The following is a 19,293-nucleotide window of genomic DNA, read 5'->3' as shown; positions in this document are numbered from 1 at the left end:
TCTTATACATGACAAGTGAAAGCAGCCTGACCGCTACTCCTTCAGGAAAAAAAATAAAAAATCATTTTAAAGAGCACCAGTAGCAGACTCAGCAGTACTTTGCGCAGCACAGTGAGCGCTTTTTTGATGTGGTTGTCAACAGTGTTGGTGGAGATGCTGAGAAATGCTGCAATTTCCTTATGGCTCATTTCCTCATACCGGCTGAGCAGGAACACCTTCTGGCACATGGGAGGCAGCGTTTCAATAGCTTGCTGTACTTTCTGCTGTGTTTCCTGCAACTGGACGTCCAGTTCGGTGCTGTTAATTGCAAGAGACTGCTCTTTCCGATATTGCGCGTCCAGTTCTGTTCTGCGCTTCTGGCTGCTGGCGTAGTTCAGCGCTTTATTGATGACAGCCCTATACAGGTAAGCTTCGGGGGTGGCAATATGCGGCCGCTGTTCGCTGTTCCAGAAACTCACGAAAACATCCTGCACGATATCCTCCGCTGCATCGGTATCGCGCGTAATACGGTGCACACGCTGGCAAAGGCGCTGATAATTGCGCCTGAACAGTTCCTCATAAATTCGGAGTTCTTCCTGTTCGTCAGGCATAAGGGAGGGCGAAGTGATAAGTAAAAGTATGAAATTTTAAGCTAAAGTATAATGCTATTGCAGCCACCGTTAACAGGTGTTCCGGGTAACCCAGGGGTGCGGCACCCACCATTACCTGCTCCCTCTGACTGAACACTGAGACGATTACTATATTGCGGTCAAGCCTCTGCTACACTTCTAAATACCAACCTGATAACTTTATCGTGATACCTGATACGTGTGTCGTGATACGCGTCGTACAAAACGCTGTTGAGGGTGAAGAAGGAGTTGTTGAGGAGACTAAGACAGACAGTTGTCTAAAAGAAAAGGCAGCAGGTGTAGTACAGTTTCAGAAATCGTAGATTTGCAACATGGAAGCTAATTTGAGTCCGGCAGGCACGTTGGGTGCGGGCAATGCCCTGAGCCTGCCAGAGGTGCGGAACATTACCCAGAACCGGTTGCTGCTGCACCTGGTTTTCTGGACGGTTTATGTGGTTTTCTTCGGGTTGTTGTACGGCAGCTACATCGATGATTACTACAACGCCTTTATGGTGGAGCTGGTGGAGCTGCCTTTTAAGATGGGGCTGGTGTACTTTAACATGTACTACCTGATGCCCCGCTACCTGCTGCAGAAGCGTTATCTCGAGTTTTTTGTGTATTTGCTTTTGTTGATGGGGTTGATAGGTGCCCTGATGCAGTTCGTCCTTATTCCTTTTCTGATTCACCCTCTTTTTTGCCCCACCACTTACGCAGAGGATAACCTGACTTTTTACCGTTTTACCAGAAACATTGTCAATATTAATTATGTGGTGGCGATTACGGCGGTGATTGCTTTGCTCAAGAACTGGTACAGCCACCAGCAGGCAGCACAGCACCTGGCCCAGGATAAGCTGGAAGCGGAACTGAAGTTCCTCAAGGTGCAGATTCACCCGCACTTCCTCTTCAATACACTCAACAGCCTGTATTCGCTCACGCTTAAGAAGTCTGATAATGCGCCGGAGGTGGTGCTGAAGCTGTCAAGCCTGATGGACTATATGCTGTATGATGCGAATGCAGCAACGGTACCGCTCCAGAAAGAACTGGATTACATCCAGAACTATATAGCCCTGGAGCGCATTCGTTATGGGGAGCGGGTGGACGTCAGCTTTATCCAATCCGGAAGTGTGGCAGGCAAGCAGATTGCGCCCATGATACTGCTGCCCTTTGTGGAGAATGCCTTTAAGCACGGCGTGAGCAACGAAACGAAAAATGCCTGGGTGCGCATTGATGTGAAGGTAACTAACGAGCAGCTGGTGCTGCTGGTAGAGAACTGCAAATGCGGCGACCGCGCTAGCAAAAGCCCCCGTGACATGGCCTCCGGCATAGGCCTAAAGAACCTGCAGCGCCGCTTAGAACTGCTCTACGAAGGCCATTACATGCTGGAAATTGAGGATGAACCAGACAGTTATGCGGCTAAACTGGAAATAAGATTTTAAATTAGACGCTAGACTTTAGATAGTAGACGTTAGACTCTAAAGGTAGTAAGCCTCTTTTAGTTATTGATCTTAGCTGTACAAACTTGTACACTTCCTTTCAAGGTTGGATGATAAAATAGAAGAACCTACTGAAAGTCTAAAATCCAGCGTCTAAATAAAAATTTATGAAATTACGATGCATGATTGTGGATGATGAGCCGTTGGCACTGGATGTGCTGGAGACGTTCATCGAACGCCTGGACAGCCTGGAACTAATATGCCGCTGCCATAATGCGGTGGAAGCATATGATTGCCTCCAGAACGAGCGCATTGACCTGATGTTCCTGGACATCCAGATGCCAAAACTCACCGGCATCGATTTCCTGAAATCCCTCGCGCATCCGCCTAAGGTCATCTTCACCACCGCCTACCGCGACTATGCCGTGGAGGGCTTTGAACTGAATGCAGTGGATTACCTGCTCAAGCCAATTGCCTTTGAGCGGTTTCTGAAAGCAGTTTCAAAGGTGTCTGTTGCAGAGCAGTCTGTGCCTGTTGCCCCAGCCGTTTCTCCTGCAACTGTGCCAGTTCCCGCTGCTGCCCCCAACGCTACCTCAGACTATAAAGAAGCTTTCATCTACCTGAAAGCCGATAAGAAAATGGTGAAGGTGATGCTGTCAGACATTCTTTACATCGAAAGTCTGAAAGACTATATCCGGGTGAAGACGGAGGCGAAGGAGATTATCTCTTACCAGAAAATCAGTTTCCTGGAGGAGAAGCTGCCAACAGACAAATTCCTGCGCATCCATCGCTCCTTTATTGTAGCGCTGGACAAAATCCAGGCATTCTCCGCCAGTGCCGTCGATATTGGCAAATCCGAGATCCCGATTGGCAGATTCTACAAAAATGAGGTGCTGCAGATTCTGAACCAGAACAACCTGTTGGAAGCCTGACGGCTTCAATTATAAATTAGGAATTAGACATTATGAATGAGGATAGCTGTTGTGCAATCCCATTCCTGTTCATTTTTTATTATCAGCTTCATTTTTTCAGTCCCAGCGGGACGACCTGTTGATAGACTGAAGTCCTGTAAGCACCTTTAGCTCCGGAGGAGCGGCCTGTAAAATATCCCGAACAGGTCGCTCCTCCGGAGCTAGTAAAGGAAGCTTTTATTTCTATCAACAGGCCGTCCCGCTGGGACTAAAAACCATAATAACTGGGATTTTCGATACCTCCGTTACGAGTTATGAATTAGAAGTAAAAAATCAGAAATTGTGGAAGTGCATCCAAATAGTTTTTAAACTGACAGATCAGTATAGCTGTTGGCTCAGGCACCCATTCATAATTCATAATTTGAAATTCATAATTCCCTCAAGAAGTGTATATCTCCAGGAAGAAGTTCTTCTACCCCATCTCTGAACGCTTGCGGAAGTACCTGCACCACTACGACCGCGAAACAAAGCTGCCTTTGCGTTATGAGGATTTGCTTCATCACGCCGATGCCTATCCGTACTTCGATAAAAAGGGGAAGGACACCCTTTGGGAATCGGTGGTGTACGACCAGCACCTGCAGCAGGAGCTGAAAAAAGGCCTTGCCATGATATATGCGCTGCTCAAAACGGATGGGGATGTGTCGGTGATGGAGCATGTGTACGTGTCGCGCATCGATTACTGCACCTTTGGCAATTCCCATCCTTTCCGGGTGCAGGTGATGAACCACCTGAACGACAACTACGACTACTTTTATGTGAAGCGCGCCGATGCATCGCGGGTGTATGGCCTGGAACTGGAGCACATCCTCTCGCCAAGCCGCATCAATTATCTGGCAGATGGCGACACGTTGATAGAGGAGCATATTGCCGGTATTCCCGGCGATGTATTCATCAAAGAATACCTGGACCGGCCAGCCTCTAACAAAGTGCGGATTGCCAAGGAGTTTGTAAAGTTTAACGAACGCTGCTTTATGCGGCTGCTCGGCGATATGCGTGCATACAATTATGTGATTGACGTAACCCCGGACTTTGAGGATGAGCAGTACCGGGTGCGGCCTATCGACTTTGACCAGCAATCCTATGAGGGCAGGAAGAGGATGTACCTGCCACAGTTCTTTAAAGAAAATAACAGCATGGTGGCGCTGGTACAAAAGCTGTTAAAGCCGGAAGCCATTAAACAGTACCAGAATGAGGAACGCACGCTTATGTTCCGCCGCCTGCGGGCTGCCCGGTATCGCCTCAAAGACCTTATCGACTGCATGCGCAAGGATACTGTGTCCACTCCTGAGAAAATTGCGGAACTGCGTACCGAACTGGCGAGGCATCATAAATCAGAAGAATTTCTGAATTGCCGGAACATGGGCGATCTCGTGCGGCTCCACCTGAAAACCGTTATCACCAAAACTTCTGGAACGGGCAAGGCTTAGGCTGCCTTAGAGCCGCTCTAAGTTAGTTTTGGTGCGTGCGCTGTTCTCCAGGTTGCCGGTGTTTACGGTAGAGGCGGGTTCAAACATCAGCACTTCTGCTTCTTCATGGGCTACAGGACGATGCTCTACGCCGCGCGGCACAATCAGGAACTCCCCCGGCTGCAGCGTCACTACCTTGTCGCGGAGGTGCATTTCAAACTGCCCTTTTATCACCATAAAGAATTCATCTTCGTGCTCGTGGTGGTGCCACTCAAACGGACCCATAAACTTCGCAAGCTTTACTTGCTGCCCGTTCAACTCCCCGGTAATGCGCGGGTTCCAATGGTCGTTTATAAGGCTGAACTTCTCGGTAAGGTTTACTTTTTCTACTGCTGGCTTTCCCATTCTTAGGTGATATTAGTCATTAATTGAAAATGCGCTCTCTTTTTATTTGGACTTAGTCTAAATAGACTTTAGCTTTGTATTGTTCGTAAGAAGCTACAACAGCTAAGTTAGAATAGAAGATGCAAACAGCCACCCCATTAGCCGAAATATTTACCTCCAAAGCAGGAGCTGTATACCAGTGCGACCGCCGCAACCGAGTATTAGTGAATTTTGCCGGTCAGTTAACAGTGCTGAAGATTGACGCTTTTCTGCGACTGAAGCGGGCGGTGGATAGCATTGACTTAGAGGAAATGGCAGCCAGCACAGCGCGATCTTCTGATTTTGAGCTTATTTCAGTGTGCGGCTGCGAACGCTGTTATGTGTTAACATTGCCGGAGCTGTATGTCTTCAAAGAACTATTGGGCCAGGCAAAGTTTGCTATGTCGCTGAACAGCATGCTGCATGAGTGCCTTCATACTGAGTTAGCCTCGTAGGCAGGCTTACAATTCCTTTGCATTTTCATCGAGCACAGCCCCTACGCTGTGCTCTTTTAATTTAGACTGTTTCCATATTTCGGACTATTATATACAATCTACAGACAAAACTCGTAGATTAGATATGTAAAGGGAAGCTAACCATAGCACAGCCCTAATTTTAAGACGAACCAATTAACACCCTATACCTAAATGAAGGATTTATTAAGACTAAGAACATCCCTCACCGAGGAGATTGAACAAATACTGAACGAACAGATAAAGATGGAGGCAGAAGCCTCGGCAATGTACCTGGCGATGTCGAGCTGGTGCGACCGGAATGGCTTTGATTTTAGCGCAGGCTACTTCAAGAAGCAGTCGGATGAGGAGCGGGAGCATATGCTGCGCCTGTTCAAATACGTATCTGACATGGGCGGCCGGGCTGTCTCTCCAAGTATATCTAACATTCCACTTGAGTTCGAGTCTTTCAAAGGCGTTTTCGAGCAGGCTTTGCAGCAGGAGATTGCTGTTACGCAGTCGTTCAACCGCATTGCCGACAGATGCCAGAAATCAAAGGACTATGTCACTTTCACTTTCTTACAGTGGTTCCTGCAGGAGCAGATTGAAGAAGAATATGTGGCCCGACGTGCGCTGGAGCTATTTGAGCTGATTGGCGAGGATGGTACCGGCCGTTACGAAATTGATAAGCGCGTGCCGAAAATCACGTATGAAAATACTTACGAAGGATAAGTATAGCACATTAAAAACACAAAAAAGCCTTTGGAGCATATCCAAAGGCTTTTTTGTGTTTACTGCCTTTCGTTTGGACTAGCTCTTAGCACATGTTCCTGAAAAGCTTCCTGTGCTTTTACCTCATTCATTTGCGGCAGCCAGGCATTGTCAGGCTGCATGCAAACAACAGGGGCGTAGTCGCAGCGGTCGGTGCATTCGGTTTTCACTATCTCCACCTGGCCTTTTAGTCCCATGTCTTTAATCATACCTCTGAAAAACTTGCCTAAATCTTTGCCGCCTTTCTTTTTGCACTTGCTGCCGGTGCACACATAAATTACTTTATCGGGGGTATTAAAATGTTTACTCATGTAAGGGTTTACGGTTTTATAGGTAGCTAACGCCTATTTGATGAGAAATAGTTTATGCGAATAAAGATAGAAAGGCTGAAAGCTTTGTTTGAAAACCAGAAGTTTAAAGAGTGTCTTACGCAGGCAGCCACTCATGAGCATCCTGATTACTGGGGACGGGTACTGCTTTGAACAACTTTTGCGTTCTTATCTATCAGTCTGATTCTGCCATCATGTGCTGGTTTAGGCTCTTTATAAACAACATCTCCATCATAGCTTTGATATCCTCCTTCTCCAGGCTTTCCTGTAAAGCCATCTTTGCCTGCATAGTATAGAAGGGTGATGTTGTTGTGCCCCCTTTTGCTATTAAAAATCGGGATAAAGCCTGTGGTGCTATAAACCAGCATGGTATTGCCGCCATTTCCACCGCTGCCGCCATCTGTTGCGTTTCCGCCGGCAGTGCCCGACGTGCCCGGGTGAGAGACAATACTGGATACCATTTTGCCCTTTGCATCTCTTGTTGTTACTTTATATGTGGTGCTTTCCATTCCGCGCTGTCCGTTCTTCCCATTTACACCTTTTCCCCCGTCTCCTCCACGTGTATCAATGGTTAGGTCTTGCAGTTCCACAAAATGAAGGGTGAGTGTCAGGTTTCCTCCGTCGGCACCATCTTCCCCATGTTCATTCCCGGTGCCGTCTTGTCCATTTTTCCCCTTTGAGGTGATGGTGCATTTCTTCCCGATATAAGCTGCCTTGGCTTCCAGAACTCCGTAAAGTGCAGGGTTGAACACAATCGTAGCTTTATCATGCATGATGAGCGTGTCTACAAGAAGTTGATTTTTTGAATCAACCACATAGGTGTCACCTTTCGCTATTTCTAGTTTAGAGAGTGATGGTGTTTGAGCGTAGGTATGAGAGATAAGTGCAGACGCGAAGCAGGATATGAGTAGGCATATTTTGTTTTGCATAAGCTTGGGTTTAGATGTAACAGACAGAATAGGTATTCTCTAATATAAGACTTCTTTGTTTAAAGTCCTGTTTTGTTTGTACTTTAATACTTAATCTACTCTTACAAATCAACTCGCCTTGTACTTATCTTTTTGTGCATGAACATAACTAAAACAAGAGCAGCTAAATAGGTAGCTTCTTATTTGCTGTGCTTTCTGCTGTAAGTCGGAACAGCGCCTGCTGTGCTGGCACAGGGCGACCAGGATACCAGCATCGGGTACATACGGCTTTCAAAAGACGAGGCCTAACGGCATTGGGAGCGTAGCATCATAGTTTGCCCTCACATCCGATACACCCCCTTCGTCGGGTCCTGCTGTAGCAGTGCTGTCAGCGCCTGGTACAGGTCCGGATGGTGACTGCTGAAATCGTGCGGGCGCTCAAAGAATGACTCGGCACTAACCGCGAAAAACTCGTGCTCATCGTAGCAGGCCTGCAGGCGAAGAAAACCTTCTGGCTCTTGCTGCCTCGACTGCATTTCCTTTGCTGCCAGCCTGTTCCATTGCGAAAGGTGTTCCTGATCCAGGAAGTCATGCTCATTGTTTTGGATGATGTTTTCGAGGTGGAGCGCGTGTGCCATTTCGTGCAAGCCAAGGTTAAAGCCATCGGAGTCATTTCGGTAGCCAACTTCAAAGTCTTTCCAGGACAGCACAATGTAGCCGCGCACATTCACTTCGCCGGAGTGGTAGCGTTTAGAGATACTAGAGTAGTAGCGGTCGGGATAAAGAAGTATTTTGCTGAAATGAGAGAGGTAAACTGGTTTCAACCCAAACGTCAGCTGTACGGCAGCGGCGGCAATCTGCACTTGCATGGCTAAAGTTACTTCAAAACTGCCCCCGCGCGGGATGAACGTTTTCCGGAGCAGGAAGTTAGCGACCCGCTTTTCAAACTGACGCTTGAGGTGCTGCGGTAAGGATGCATAATAAGAAGGTTGCTGCTTCCGTAAGGCCTTCACAAAAGGGCGTAGGCGCAGCTGCTTTACACCATACTGCCCCAGTTGCATCAGTGCATACACCAGCACCACCATCAGGACAGCCTCTACAGGCGTTAGCTCTGCCAACTCCAGCGTATGTAGACGCGCGCCAAAGAAGACACAGAACGAAGATTGTGACAGGCTGAAAGCAGAAGTAAAAGGGAGAATGTTCAAACAGGATCAGTTTATACTACCTAAATATAGAACTTTTTAAATCACAGACGTATTCTTAGCCATCCATTATTCTATATCTACAAGAAAAAATTAGCAAGAGAGCACGCTTGAAGCTGAGCATCATTATACCGACCTATAACGAGGAAGCTGCTATAAGGCCGCTGCTGCAGTATTTACAGCAGCATACCAGTCCAGGCACAGAGATTATAGTGGCAGATGGAGGAAGCCAGGATGCAACCTGTGCCATCGTGAAACAGGAGGGAAGGCAGGTGCTGCGTTGTCAGCAGAAGGGGCGGGGCCCACAGATGAATGCAGGAGCAGCGGCTAGTACAGGTGATATTCTATACTTCCTGCATGCCGACACTTTTCCTCCTGCTGCTTTTGAAGCACAAATAAAAAAGGCGGTGCAGCAGGGCATAGGCAGTGGCTGTTACCGGCTGCGCTTCGATTTTCCGCACTGGTTTCTGCGGCTGAATGCCTGGTTCACTAGATTTGATGTGGATGCTATCCGTTTTGGTGATCAGAGCCTTTTTGTACGGCGGAATATCTTTTCCAAAGCAGGAGGCTTTAACGAACAGCTGCTGTTATTGGAGGACCAGGAAGTAATCGGCAGGTTGAGGAAAATAGCTCCTTTCACCGTGCTGCCCCGGCAGGTGGTTACCTCTGCCAGAAAGTATAAAGAGGTAGGCGTATACCGGCTGCAGGGAGGGTACTTTCTGGTGTATGGCCTCTACCGCATGGGAGTTTCGCAGGAGTGGCTGGTGCGGGTGTATAAGTGGTTAGTACGCCAGTAGCCGTAACTGTTTCTAAAGTACAACCTGAGAACTGTTGAGTCGTCAACAGACTTGTTCAGGTAAGCATCTACTGGGTTTACCTGCTGCTTAGCTGGCTTTCGGTCGTAAATGTTCTGCCTAACTTTACCTTATCTCTTCGTAACAGTATCCGTAAACAGCAGGTGTAGTATTCATCTTAAATATCAGGATAAAATGAGCACCCTGAAATCTGGAACTAAAAAGACAGTATGATGAAAAAAAACTTTATGTACCCCTTTTCGGCAGTGCTTACAGGGCTGCTTCTTGGAGGATGCAGTCCCTCTGCCACCACTACGGAGAGCACTGCAACGGCAACAGAAACAGCTGAAATGAACATGGGCCGTGGCCTGGATTTGGCCAACATGGACACAACGGTGGACCCTTGCACTGACTTTTACCAGTACGCTAACGGAGGCTGGATAAAAGACAATCCGATTCCGGCTTCGGAAAGCCGCTGGGGATCATTTAATGAGCTGACAGAGCGGAATAACGCTGTACTGCGTGAACTGCTAACGGAAGCAGCCTCTAACACCGTTGCTCCAAAAGGAACCGCCACACAACTGATCGGGGATTTCTATGCAGCCGGTATGGACTCCGTAGCGGCAAACGAGGCAGGCATTACACCAATCAAGCCTGAGCTTGACAGGATTGCGGCTGCCAACTCTACCGCTGATTTGATAAATACAGTAGCAGAACTGAAGACAAAAGGCATAAGCGGTTTCTTCAGCATGTATGTGTCGCAGGATGACAAGGTAAGCACACAGTATGCGCTACAGGCAGGGCAGGGAGGCTTGGGTTTGCCTGATCGGGATTATTACCTGAAGGATGATGAGCGCTCTAACACAATCCGAACTGAATATATAAACCACCTGCAGAACATGTTTCAGTTGATGGGAAACGGGGCGGGAGTAGCACAGCAAAAGGCGCAGACGGTAATGAGCATCGAAACAAAGCTGGCACATGCTTCGAGAGCCCGCGTGGACCTGCGGGACCCATACGCCAACTATAACAAGATGACGGTGCAGGAGTTTACCAGCCAGAATCCCAGCCTAAGGGTAAGTCAGTTGCTGGATGGTATGGGAGCGCAGGCGGCAGAGGAAATCATTATCGGGCAGCCAGACTTCTTCAGAGAGCTGAACAGTATGCTGAAAAGCGTGCCGCTGGAAGATTGGGAGACGTATGCGCAATGGCATGTAGCGCGAACGATGGCACCTTACCTGAGCGATGACTTTGTGCAGGAGAATTTCAACTTCTATGGTAAGGTGCTGAGTGGCGCAAAGGAAATGCAGCCGCGCTGGAAGCGTGTGCTGCGTGCCACAGACAGTGCACTGGGAGAGGCTCTGGGCCAGTTGTATGTGCAGGAAACTTTTTCGCCGGAAGCCAAGCAAAAAGCCATCGAGATGGTGGACAACCTGCAGGAGGCCTTTCGGGAGCACGTGCGCGAACTGGACTGGATGAGCGAGGAGACCAAGGCGCGTGCCCTGCAGAAGCTAGGCGCCTTTGCCGTGAAAATAGGATATCCTGACGAATGGGAAGATTATCAGGGGCTGGATATCAGCCGCGATTCTTACGCCGCAAACGTGATGCGTGCCAGCCAATATGCCTTCCGCGACAACATTGGAAAGATTGGGCAGCCGATTGACCGGGAAGAGTGGTTTATGTCGCCGCCAACGGTAAACGCCTATTATAGCCCAAGCATGAACGAGATCGTGTTTCCGGCTGGTATTCTGCAGCCACCGTTCTTCGACCCACAAGCTGACGATGCCGTGAACTATGGTGGGATGGGAGCCGTGATCGGGCATGAGCTGACCCACGGGTTTGACGACCAGGGTGCGAAGTATGATTTTGAAGGTAACTTGAAAGACTGGTGGTCCGAAGAGGATTTAGAGCAGTTTAATACCCGGGCCACTGCCGTTGCTGATCAGTACAACGAGTACACGGTGCTGGACAACCTGCATGTAAATGGCAGACTAACCTTAGGCGAGAACATTGCTGATATCGGAGGGTTAAATATAGCTTATACGGCTTTGCAGAAATCGCTGGAGCAGAACAACCCGGGCAGGATTGCTGGCTTTACGCCAGAGCAGCGGTTTTTCCTGGCCTGGGCTCAAATCTGGCGTGTCAACATGCGGGATGAGGCACAGAACCAGCAGATCCTGACAGACCCACACTCTCCGGGGCGCTTCCGCACAAATGGGCCTGTTTCCAACATGCCGCAGTTCTACGAGGCTTTTGGCTGCGACCAGGGCGACCAGATGGTGCGAAACGAAGAGAACCGCATCAAAATCTGGTAAACCGTAAGAGCCTGTATCAATAATGATACAGCCAAATAGGCGCTGCAGTGTAACCTGCAGCGCCTTTGCTTTTTCTATGGAGCCGAGCTCTACTCGTTTACGATTTTAACCGTGTGCTTCACTATTTGCCTTGGCCAGCTGGAACCATCTACTGGCTCCTGCTCTATTTGTTCGACCACGTCCATCCCTTCCACCACTTCACCAAAAACAGTGTACTCTGTGTCAAGGCCTGGTTCCCCGCCTAACTCTAAATAAGTTTGTATCTGTTCAGGCGTATACTCCATTTCATGCTGTGCCTCAAATGCCCTTAGTTCCTCCTCCGTTACCGACTGGCCGGTTACAATATAAAAGTTATGGGAAGATGATTCCTTGTCCGGGTTGCGTTCGTCGCCGTAGCGGGCCATGGCCAGCGCACCGCGCTTGTGGATGTAGTTCGGGTTAAACTCCTGCGGAATTTTATAGGCACCCTGGCTCATCTCACGCTCATCTGAGTCACCGCCCTGTACGGCAAAATCTTTCACGACCCTGTAAAACTCTCCTTCGTTGTAAAAGCCTGCTTTTGTGAGGCGAACAAAGTTGGCACGGTGAAGCGGCGTGTCTTTGTAGAGCCGCACCTTAATGTCTCCGTGGCGGGTGCTGATAACAGCAAGGCTATCCTGGTTTTGCTGCTCATAAGCTGTTAGCACCTCCACTGCATTTTCAGTAGTAAGCGGTTCCAATTGCCCGGACTCTTCTGCTACTTCATTGGTTTCACCGGTTGTGCCATCGGAGGTTTGGTTACAGGAAACAGCTGTCAGAAGGCAGCCAGCTAGCACTAGCGATCTCAGGTTTGAGATAGAGAAAAAATGTTGTTTCATGTCTTTAGCTATTTTGCATTGCCTTTAAATATACGAATCTGAAAGAGATACTCCAATCAAATATCAATCCAAGGATGTATTTTATTTAATTTTGTATTAATCTAATATATTAATCTGTTGTATACACCATAATATATATTTTGGCGTATAGCACAGACTACCATTTCAAAAACATATGGGAATGCTGCTTTAACAACACAGGCAGCCAAGTTCCAAATTAGTTTAGATGTATACCAAGTGCAAGTTATACTGTAATATAACAGCAGGTACAGTTGTGCCTTTCAAAGGAGGATTATTCTTAAAATGTTGATAAATAAAATTTTTTAATATATTGCTTTATTAGATTTATAATCATAGTTTAGGATCGCGTTACTTAAAATATTTTCATTTTTATAGTTATCAATTAACCCCCTTTTAATGTTTATGAAGAACAGTTTACACTTTCGTGGTTTAATGCGTTCGCTTCTGTTTGGTGCTGCCGTTACGACAGCAGCATGTACCTTTACAGCATGCGATAACGAGGCGGGAGATGCCGCTGAACCGCAGGCTATTGTACAGGCAGATAGCCAAAATGGTGCTATCATCCAGGGTCAGTACATTGTTGTACTTAAGAAAGATGAGAATCTGCGTATCAGTTCAAGCGCTACGTATGCGCAACGAACAGAAATGGTACGTGAAATTGGCCAGAATATTTTAGCCGAAAATGGCATTCGGGATTTTCAAATAGTGCAGGCTTACGGGCAGGCCGTAACAGGAGTTGCCGTGAAAATGTCAGCCGATGAGGCTGTCCTGTTGCGCAAAGACTCTCGGGTTGATTATATTGAGCCAGACCGTATCGTGATGCTTGCCAAACCGGGAACCGGTGGTGGTGGCAGTACAGGCCAGGAAGTGCCTTACGGTATCAGCCGCGTTGGCTATGCAAGTGGTGCAGGAAAAACAGCCTGGGTAATTGACACGGGTATTGATTTGGACCACCCTGACCTGAACGTAGATGTGACCCGTAGTGTAACCATGTTTACGAGCGGAAGAGATGCCAGCTCAGCTGACGACGGAAATGGACATGGATCGCATGTGGCTGGTACGATTGCAGCAAGAAACAACTCCACAGGCGTTCTGGGTGTAGCATACGATGCTACTGTTGTCGCTGTAAAAGTGCTGGATTCGCGTGGTAGCGGTTCTTACTCGGGTGTGATTGCCGGTGTGGATTACGTAGCCGCCAATGGAGCGTCTGGTGACGTAGCGAACATGAGCTTAGGCGGACCTGTTTCGCAGGCATTGGATGATGCTGTGATAGCTGCCGCGAGTAAAGGTATCTTCTTCGCTTTGGCGGCAGGTAATGATGGTGCTGATGCAAATAACTCTTCTCCGGCCCGTGCAAATGGAGCGAACATTTTCACAGTATCTGCTATGAATGCTACTGATGACTTCGCATCATTCTCTAACTACGGCAATCCGCCTGTAGATTACTGCGCACCGGGTGTTAGCATCAAATCCACCTGGAAAGATGGTGCATATAATACCATCAGCGGTACTTCTATGGCATCTCCGCACGTAGCAGGTGTCTTGTTGTTAACAGGTGGCAAGCCGTTGACTGATGGTTATGTTAAAGGTGACAAAGACTCTACTCCAGACCCAATTGCACACAATTAATTCGAAAGTTTAAAGTGAGTGTATAAAAGAGGGCAGCCGTTTGGCTGCCCTTTTCTTTTGTAGCAGGTAAGCTAAAGTCTTTTGCGCATCACATAATCGTTCATCCAGTAGGGCCCGATGGGTATGTCTTCCTGCTGGTGCACCTGGTAACCGCATCGCTCGTAGAATTGCTTTGCCTTATTATAGCGGTTTACGTTCAGGTCCAGCACGTGGGCGCCGTGTTGTTTTACTTCCTCTTCTACGGCTGAGAGTAATACTTTACCGTGCCCTTTCCCTTGCTCACCCGGCAGCAGGTAAATCTTGTTCAGTTTATAAATGCTTGCTGCCTTATCCTTCACCGAATAAGAAGCAAAACCTACGGGTTTGTCTTGCTCAAACAGCAGCAGGTAAGTTTGTCCTTCCTGCAATTGCTTCGCCAGTTCGTCTTCGGCATAAATTGCCTCAAACATATAATCAACCTGTTCCTGGCTCAGAATGCTACTGTAAGTAGGTCCCCAGATGGCTTCAGCAAGTTGATGTATGGTTTTTATATCTGCCTCAGTGGCCTGTCGTATACTATAGCTCGTGTCCATAAAGTGTGTGTTGCTCGGCCGAAAGTTAAGCGCTAAGTAGCAAAATGACAATGCTCCCTACAGATGGCTTGGCTGTGATACAATCATACTTTTGTACCTTGTTATATCCGTTCAACCCGAAAAGAAATTAATGAAAGCAGTTATTTTAAAAGAAATAGGAAAACCACTCGAGATAGTAGACAAAGAAAAACCAAAGCCCGGGGAAGGAGAGGTGCTGGTGCAGATAAAAGCCGCTGCCCTCAACCACCGCGATGTCTGGATTCAGCATGGGCAGTATGCTAACATACAGTTGCCTGCCTTGCCGGGCTCTGATGGAGCCGGCGTGGTGGCTGAAGTAGGAGCAGGTGTGGACGAAGCCTGGGTGGGGAAGGAGGTTCTGATAGACCCTTCTACAGGCTGGGGAGATAACTCACGGGCACAGGGGAGAGACTTCAGGATTCTGGGTATGCCGCAGGAAGGTACTTTTGCCGAATATGTAAAAGTGCCGGCTGCAAACTTGTATGAAAAGCCGGAGCATTTAAGTTTCGAGGAAGCAGCTGCCATTCCTTTGGGAGGAGTTACGGCCTACCGCGCGCTGTTTACACGGTGTGAACTACAAAAAGGCGAGCGCGTGCTGGTAACAGGTGCCGGTGGCGGTGTAGCTCTTTTTGCCGTGCAGTTTGCGGTGGCGGCGGGTGCCGAAGTATGGGTTACCTCCAGTTCCGAAGAGAAGATAGCACGAGCCAAAGATCTCGGAGCCAAAGGAGGCATTAATTATAAAGCAGAAGACTGGGGCAAGAAATTGAAAGAACAGGCTGGCGGTGGTTTTGATGTGATGATAGATTCTGCAGGAGGGGAGGGCTTTACGCAGCTCGTCCGGCTGTCTAACCCCGGGGCACGCATTGGCAACTACGGCCGCACGGCAGGCACTATCAAAGAACTGAACCCCGCTGAAATTTTCTGGAAGCAGATTTCCATCAACGGCACTACCATGGGTACGGCTAAGGATTTTGCTGATATGGTCAAGTTCATCAAAGAGAAAAAGATCAAGCCTGTTGTAGATAAAGTTTTTCCCTTAGAAGAAGCAGAGCAGGCTTTCCGGCGCATGGACGAAGGCAAGCAATTCGGTAAGATTGTGCTGAAAGTAGGGTAGGCATGCTTCTGTTCTTGTTATTAGGTTTGATGCTGAAATGCTATATTTAATTGGAGGGAGCTTTAGGAAATGGGTAATATTTCGTTTCCTAAAGTTCTTTCCATTTTTTTCTAAGCTGCCGTAGACTCAGCTTATCCAGCGACTCACCTGCAGCCTTTTCCATCTTGCCTTCCTGTGCTCTCAAGGCCGAGTGGCCTCGTCTTGGGGATAGGGGCCCTCTTAAGGGCATCGCGCTGTGCATTTGAAGCTGCCCTCGCTCCGCTACGGGCTGCTTCGCTATCGCTCAGCACCGCATCAAATACAAAGCGCTCAACTCAAAGACTGGAAATAGGTTCACTCCGTGCTAACAGATTTCAGTAATGTGTTTCGAATGTAGAGCCTTAACAATGGATAAAGCTATAGGCGACCTAAAAAGCTGACTCCCATCCTTGGACTTTGAAGGGGGACCCCTGCACCCCCAGGAGGGGTAGGGGTGGTTTGACCCGGGACATCAAAAAATGCAAAGGTGCTGTGTAATTGGCTTAATGGATAAGGTACAACCACTCTTTACTACTATTAGGTACTCAAGCAAAACAGAAGAAGCGAGCCAATTGGCTCACTTCTTCTGTTTAAAGCTTCTATTAGATGAAAACAATCAACAACTCACAATCATCAATGAACAATTATTGATTCTGCTCCAGCAGATTTAGCAGAAAGGCATACTGCAGGGCTGTCTCTTTATAACGCTCGAAGCGGCCGGAGGCGCCACCGTGGCCGGCAACCATGTTGGTGTGCAGTAGCAGCATGTTTTCATCCGTTTTCATCTCACGGAGTTTGGCTACCCACTTGGCCGGCTCCCAGTACTGCACCTGCGAGTCGTGGAGACCCGTGGTCACGAGCATGTTGGGGTAGTCTTTGCGTTCCACGTTGTCGTAAGGCGAGTAAGACAGCATGTAATCGTAGTACTGCTTATCGGCTGGGTTACCCCACTCGTCAAATTCGCCAGTGGTGAGTGGAATGCTGGTGTCGAGCATAGTGGTGACCACATCTACAAACGGAACAGCGGCCAGCACTCCTTTAAACAGCTCCGGGCGCATGTTCACGACGGCACCCATCAAAAGACCGCCCGCGCTGCCGCCTTGGGCAAACAGCTTGTCCGGGTTGGTGTACTGCTGCTCTATCAGAAACTCGGCGGCGTCTATAAAGTCCGTGAAGGTATTTTTCTTTTTCAGCAGCTTACCATCTTCATACCACTGGCGGCCCATTTCCTGGCCTCCGCGAATGTGGGCGATGGCAAATACAAAGCCCCTGTCCAGCAAACTGAGGCGCACTGAACTAAACGTCGGGTTGGTGCTGTAGCCGTAGGAGCCGTATGCATACAACAAGGTTGGATTGTTGCCGTTCAGCTGCATGCCTTTGCGATAAACCAGCGACACCGGAATCTTTGTGCCGTCGTCGGCAGTGGCGTAAAGGCGTTTGGCTTCGTAATTCTCCGGGTCAAAATCACCCACTACTTCCTGGCGTTTCAGCAGATCACGTTCCTTCGTCACCATATTGTAATCATAGGTGGATCCTGGGGTAGTAAGGGAACTGTATTCGTAGCGCAGCTCCTTGCTGTCGAAGTCAGGGTTGGTGCTGATGTAGGCGGTGTAAGCTTCTTCTCCGAAATCAATATAATAATCCGTCTTCGGGTCGTTCCACTTTTTCACGCGTATCTGTGAGAGGCCATTCTTCCGCTCCTGTAGCGTCAGGTAATCTTTAAAAATCTCGATTCCCTCCAGCAGTACATCCTCACGGTGCGGTATCACTTCTTTCCAGTTGGCCTTGCCCGGCTGGCTCACCGGCGTCTGCATCAGCTTAAAGTTGGTGGCGCCGTCCTTGTTCGTTACGATGTAAAATTGGTCGCCGAAGTGGTCCACGCTGTACTCGAGCCCCCGCTCGCGCGGCTGAATTACTTTAAATTCGTCGTTTGGCTTATTGGCATCCAGGTAACGGTACTCGTTTGACAAGGTGCTACCACTCCCGATGATAATGTAATCATCAGATTTAGTCTTGTAGACGAAGGTGCTGAACGTCTCATCGGCCTCATGGTATACTTCTTTGTCCTGAGAGGTGGGTGTGCCCAATGTGTGCTTGAATATCTTGAACGAACGCAGCGCCGGGTCCTTCATGGTATAGAACACGGTTTTGTTGTCGTTTCCCCAAACCGCACCGCCAGTAGTATTCGGAATGGCATCCGGCAAGAACTCACCTGTATTCAGGTCTTTAAAGCGGATGGTGTACTTGCGGCGACTCACGGTGTCTTCGCCAAAGGCCAGTAACTGGTTGTTCGGGCTCACGTTCATGCCGGCGGCGGAGTAGTAACTTTGGCCTTCAGCGCGTTCATTTGCATTCACCATCACTTCCTCGGGTGCCTCCAGAGTACCTTTCTTGCGGGCATAAATCGGGTATTCTTTCCCTTCTTCATAGCGGGTATAATACCAGTAGCCATCATCTTTGAAGGGCACCGACTCATCGTTCTGCTTTATCCGGCCTACAATCTCTTTATATAGCTTTTCCTGCAGTGCCACCGTGTGCTCCAGCCGCTGCTCTGTGTACTCGTTCTCGGCGTTCAGGTAAGCAATCACCTCCGGGGCTTCGCGCTGGTTCATCCAATAGTAATTGTCGATGCGTGTATCGCCGTGCGTGGTAAGCTCCTTTGGTATTTTTTTGGCCACGGGAGGTTGGGGTGCCTGTGTAGCTGTTTGTGCGGAGGGAGTGGGCGTAGCGGACTGTTCCGTTGTAGCGGTGTTGTTACTGGTGGTGGTGTTGCTGGAGGAGCAGCCGGCTCCAACTGCCAGGCATGCTGTAAGTAAGGTGGCTGATGCAGCCACTTTTGAATTAAAGGTTTTCATAGTTCTTTCTTTATAAATGGCTGATGTGCCTGCTGCAACAGCGAAAAGGCTGGTATAGCACAGCTAAATTCAGGAAAAATCTGGAGGAAACAAAACAGGTATAATGTGATGCATGCAGCTTAAATTTTTCTTAATTTAACGCATCATCAATGTATTATTAAGGTTAAAAAACACAGCAACATGGCTACACAAGCAGAATTTGAAAGCGCAGTAGAAAAATCAAAAACATTGACAGAGCGTCCGAGCAACAACGTGCTGCTGCAACTGTACGGTCTCTACAAGCAGGCAACAGACGGAGACGTAAACACAGAGCGGCCCAGTGGCTTCGACTTTAAGAACATAGCCAAGTGGGATGCCTGGAAACAGCAGGAAGGCAAGAGCCAGGAGGCCGCGCGGGAGGAGTATGTGCAGCTTGTAAACAACCTGGCCAGCAAATAAGCAATCCGATATAGCAAAAAAAAAGCAGCAACTTTAAGAGGCTGTTTTGATTTCATTTAGATAATTTCTTAAGCATGATATGTATCATGGTAATCTGAATCATTGTCTCGGCTGATTTGGTGCTGCGTTCATAGTCCTTGGAGAGCCTCCGGTAGAGGT

At 48.4% G+C, this 19,293-nt stretch carries 18 protein-coding genes; 10 read left to right on the top strand and 8 right to left on the bottom strand.

Going from position 1 to position 19,293, the window contains the following annotated elements; all coding sequences use genetic code 11:
• Positions 1 to 41 precede the first annotated feature (41 nt).
• The gene (locus tag DXT99_RS09455) at positions 42 to 590 is read right to left on the bottom strand and encodes an RNA polymerase sigma-70 factor (protein WP_115565307.1); all 549 of its coding nucleotides are present in this window, start codon (positions 588 to 590) and stop codon (positions 42 to 44) included.
• Positions 591 to 940: 350 nt separating this feature from the next.
• Here DXT99_RS09455 and DXT99_RS09450 point away from each other — a divergent pair, with 350 nt between their 5' ends.
• The 3 genes from DXT99_RS09450 (at position 941) to DXT99_RS09440 (ending at position 4,439) form a co-directional block, all read left to right on the top strand.
• Positions 941 to 2,044: a sensor histidine kinase gene (locus DXT99_RS09450; RefSeq protein WP_115565306.1), complete on the top strand. Its 1,104-nt coding sequence runs from the start codon at positions 941 to 943 to the stop codon at positions 2,042 to 2,044.
• A 164-nt stretch (positions 2,045 to 2,208) separates the two neighbouring features.
• Positions 2,209 to 2,973, top strand: a complete 765-nt coding sequence (locus DXT99_RS09445; protein WP_115565305.1) for a LytR/AlgR family response regulator transcription factor — start codon at positions 2,209 to 2,211, stop codon at positions 2,971 to 2,973.
• 425 nt (positions 2,974 to 3,398) lie between these two features.
• Entirely contained in the window at positions 3,399 to 4,439 is a 1,041-nt protein-coding gene (locus DXT99_RS09440; protein WP_115565304.1) for a hypothetical protein, read from the top strand.
• A gap of 6 nt (positions 4,440 to 4,445) precedes the next feature.
• Here the strand turns inward: DXT99_RS09440 and DXT99_RS09435 are convergent, their stop codons facing one another.
• Positions 4,446 to 4,823: a cupin domain-containing protein gene (locus DXT99_RS09435; RefSeq protein WP_115565303.1), complete on the bottom strand. Its 378-nt coding sequence runs from the start codon at positions 4,821 to 4,823 to the stop codon at positions 4,446 to 4,448.
• 119 nt (positions 4,824 to 4,942) lie between these two features.
• Between DXT99_RS09435 and DXT99_RS09430 the strand changes: the two genes are divergently transcribed.
• Together DXT99_RS09430 and DXT99_RS09425 are read left to right on the top strand one after the other, a co-directional pair.
• Complete coding sequence (locus tag DXT99_RS09430; RefSeq protein ID WP_115565302.1) at positions 4,943 to 5,296, top strand: hypothetical protein; 354 nt, start codon at positions 4,943 to 4,945, stop codon at positions 5,294 to 5,296.
• Positions 5,297 to 5,488: 192 nt separating this feature from the next.
• Positions 5,489 to 6,025 carry a ferritin gene (locus DXT99_RS09425; protein ID WP_115565301.1) on the top strand — a complete coding sequence of 179 codons (537 nt, stop codon included), beginning with the start codon at positions 5,489 to 5,491 and terminating at the stop codon, positions 6,023 to 6,025.
• Positions 6,026 to 6,084: 59 nt separating this feature from the next.
• Here the strand turns inward: DXT99_RS09425 and DXT99_RS09420 are convergent, their stop codons facing one another.
• The 3 genes from DXT99_RS09420 to DXT99_RS09410 form a co-directional block, all read right to left on the bottom strand.
• Complete coding sequence (locus DXT99_RS09420; protein ID WP_115565300.1) at positions 6,085 to 6,375, bottom strand: (2Fe-2S) ferredoxin domain-containing protein; 291 nt, start codon at positions 6,373 to 6,375, stop codon at positions 6,085 to 6,087.
• Between the two features lie 146 nt (positions 6,376 to 6,521).
• Positions 6,522 to 7,322 (bottom strand): hypothetical protein, encoded by an 801-nt coding sequence (locus DXT99_RS09415; RefSeq protein WP_147294195.1) that lies wholly within the window; start codon positions 7,320 to 7,322, stop codon positions 6,522 to 6,524.
• 320 nt (positions 7,323 to 7,642) lie between these two features.
• Positions 7,643 to 8,506: a zinc-dependent peptidase gene (locus tag DXT99_RS09410; RefSeq protein WP_115565298.1), complete on the bottom strand. Its 864-nt coding sequence runs from the start codon at positions 8,504 to 8,506 to the stop codon at positions 7,643 to 7,645.
• Positions 8,507 to 8,613: 107 nt separating this feature from the next.
• Between DXT99_RS09410 and DXT99_RS09405 the strand changes: the two genes are divergently transcribed.
• Together DXT99_RS09405 and DXT99_RS09400 are read left to right on the top strand one after the other, a co-directional pair.
• Positions 8,614 to 9,300 (top strand): TIGR04283 family arsenosugar biosynthesis glycosyltransferase, encoded by a 687-nt coding sequence (locus tag DXT99_RS09405; RefSeq protein WP_220273368.1) that lies wholly within the window; start codon positions 8,614 to 8,616, stop codon positions 9,298 to 9,300.
• A 227-nt stretch (positions 9,301 to 9,527) separates the two neighbouring features.
• Complete coding sequence (locus DXT99_RS09400; RefSeq protein ID WP_246000608.1) at positions 9,528 to 11,612, top strand: M13 family metallopeptidase; 2,085 nt, start codon at positions 9,528 to 9,530, stop codon at positions 11,610 to 11,612.
• An 89-nt stretch (positions 11,613 to 11,701) separates the two neighbouring features.
• On the opposite strand, the gene DXT99_RS09395 is transcribed toward DXT99_RS09400, so the two are convergent.
• A complete protein-coding gene (locus DXT99_RS09395; RefSeq protein ID WP_115565297.1) occupies positions 11,702 to 12,469 on the bottom strand; it encodes a peptidylprolyl isomerase in 768 nt (255 codons plus the stop codon).
• 423 nt (positions 12,470 to 12,892) lie between these two features.
• Between DXT99_RS09395 and DXT99_RS09390 the strand changes: the two genes are divergently transcribed.
• Entirely contained in the window at positions 12,893 to 14,119 is a 1,227-nt protein-coding gene (locus DXT99_RS09390; RefSeq protein WP_115565449.1) for a S8 family peptidase, read from the top strand.
• A 71-nt stretch (positions 14,120 to 14,190) separates the two neighbouring features.
• On the opposite strand, the gene DXT99_RS09385 is transcribed toward DXT99_RS09390, so the two are convergent.
• Positions 14,191 to 14,691, bottom strand: coding sequence for a GNAT family N-acetyltransferase (locus DXT99_RS09385; RefSeq protein WP_115565296.1), 501 nt, complete (start codon positions 14,689 to 14,691; stop codon positions 14,191 to 14,193).
• Between the two features lie 130 nt (positions 14,692 to 14,821).
• On the opposite strand from DXT99_RS09385, the gene DXT99_RS09380 reads away from it, so the two are divergent.
• A complete protein-coding gene (locus DXT99_RS09380; protein ID WP_115565295.1) occupies positions 14,822 to 15,823 on the top strand; it encodes a quinone oxidoreductase family protein in 1,002 nt (333 codons plus the stop codon).
• 662 nt (positions 15,824 to 16,485) lie between these two features.
• On the opposite strand, the gene DXT99_RS09375 is transcribed toward DXT99_RS09380, so the two are convergent.
• Positions 16,486 to 18,696 carry a S9 family peptidase gene (locus tag DXT99_RS09375; RefSeq protein ID WP_115565294.1) on the bottom strand — a complete coding sequence of 737 codons (2,211 nt, stop codon included), beginning with the start codon at positions 18,694 to 18,696 and terminating at the stop codon, positions 16,486 to 16,488.
• Between the two features lie 180 nt (positions 18,697 to 18,876).
• Here DXT99_RS09375 and DXT99_RS09370 point away from each other — a divergent pair, with 180 nt between their 5' ends.
• Complete coding sequence (locus tag DXT99_RS09370) at positions 18,877 to 19,134, top strand: acyl-CoA-binding protein (protein WP_115565293.1); 258 nt, start codon at positions 18,877 to 18,879, stop codon at positions 19,132 to 19,134.
• The last annotated feature ends 159 nt before the right edge of the window (positions 19,135 to 19,293 follow it).

It is taken from the genome of Pontibacter diazotrophicus, assembly GCF_003367245.1.
Classification (GTDB): domain Bacteria; phylum Bacteroidota; class Bacteroidia; order Cytophagales; family Hymenobacteraceae; genus Pontibacter; species Pontibacter diazotrophicus.
The sequence above is the reverse complement of the archived record's forward strand: the minus strand, read 5'-3'. Positions and strand labels throughout refer to the sequence as shown.

What these genes read in the sequence shown, in the direction of transcription:
- DXT99_RS09385 (WP_115565296.1), bottom strand. Translation starts at nt 14,691, where the DNA reads ATGGACACGAGCTATAGTATACGACAGGCCACTGAGGCAGATATAAAA.
- DXT99_RS09370 (WP_115565293.1), top strand. Translation starts at nt 18,877, where the DNA reads ATGGCTACACAAGCAGAATTTGAAAGCGCAGTAGAAAAATCAAAAACA.
- DXT99_RS09425 (WP_115565301.1), top strand. Translation starts at nt 5,489, where the DNA reads ATGAAGGATTTATTAAGACTAAGAACATCCCTCACCGAGGAGATTGAA.
- DXT99_RS09430 (WP_115565302.1), top strand. Translation starts at nt 4,943, where the DNA reads ATGCAAACAGCCACCCCATTAGCCGAAATATTTACCTCCAAAGCAGGA.
- DXT99_RS09415 (WP_147294195.1), bottom strand. Translation starts at nt 7,322, where the DNA reads ATGCAAAACAAAATATGCCTACTCATATCCTGCTTCGCGTCTGCACTT.
- DXT99_RS09395 (WP_115565297.1), bottom strand. Translation starts at nt 12,469, where the DNA reads ATGAAACAACATTTTTTCTCTATCTCAAACCTGAGATCGCTAGTGCTA.
- DXT99_RS09455 (WP_115565307.1), bottom strand. Translation starts at nt 590, where the DNA reads ATGCCTGACGAACAGGAAGAACTCCGAATTTATGAGGAACTGTTCAGG.
- DXT99_RS09390 (WP_115565449.1), top strand. Translation starts at nt 12,893, where the DNA reads ATGAAGAACAGTTTACACTTTCGTGGTTTAATGCGTTCGCTTCTGTTT.
- DXT99_RS09445 (WP_115565305.1), top strand. Translation starts at nt 2,209, where the DNA reads ATGAAATTACGATGCATGATTGTGGATGATGAGCCGTTGGCACTGGAT.
- DXT99_RS09380 (WP_115565295.1), top strand. Translation starts at nt 14,822, where the DNA reads ATGAAAGCAGTTATTTTAAAAGAAATAGGAAAACCACTCGAGATAGTA.
- DXT99_RS09420 (WP_115565300.1), bottom strand. Translation starts at nt 6,375, where the DNA reads ATGAGTAAACATTTTAATACCCCCGATAAAGTAATTTATGTGTGCACC.
- DXT99_RS09375 (WP_115565294.1), bottom strand. Translation starts at nt 18,696, where the DNA reads ATGAAAACCTTTAATTCAAAAGTGGCTGCATCAGCCACCTTACTTACA.
- DXT99_RS09435 (WP_115565303.1), bottom strand. Translation starts at nt 4,823, where the DNA reads ATGGGAAAGCCAGCAGTAGAAAAAGTAAACCTTACCGAGAAGTTCAGC.
- DXT99_RS09450 (WP_115565306.1), top strand. Translation starts at nt 941, where the DNA reads ATGGAAGCTAATTTGAGTCCGGCAGGCACGTTGGGTGCGGGCAATGCC.
- DXT99_RS09400 (WP_246000608.1), top strand. Translation starts at nt 9,528, where the DNA reads ATGATGAAAAAAAACTTTATGTACCCCTTTTCGGCAGTGCTTACAGGG.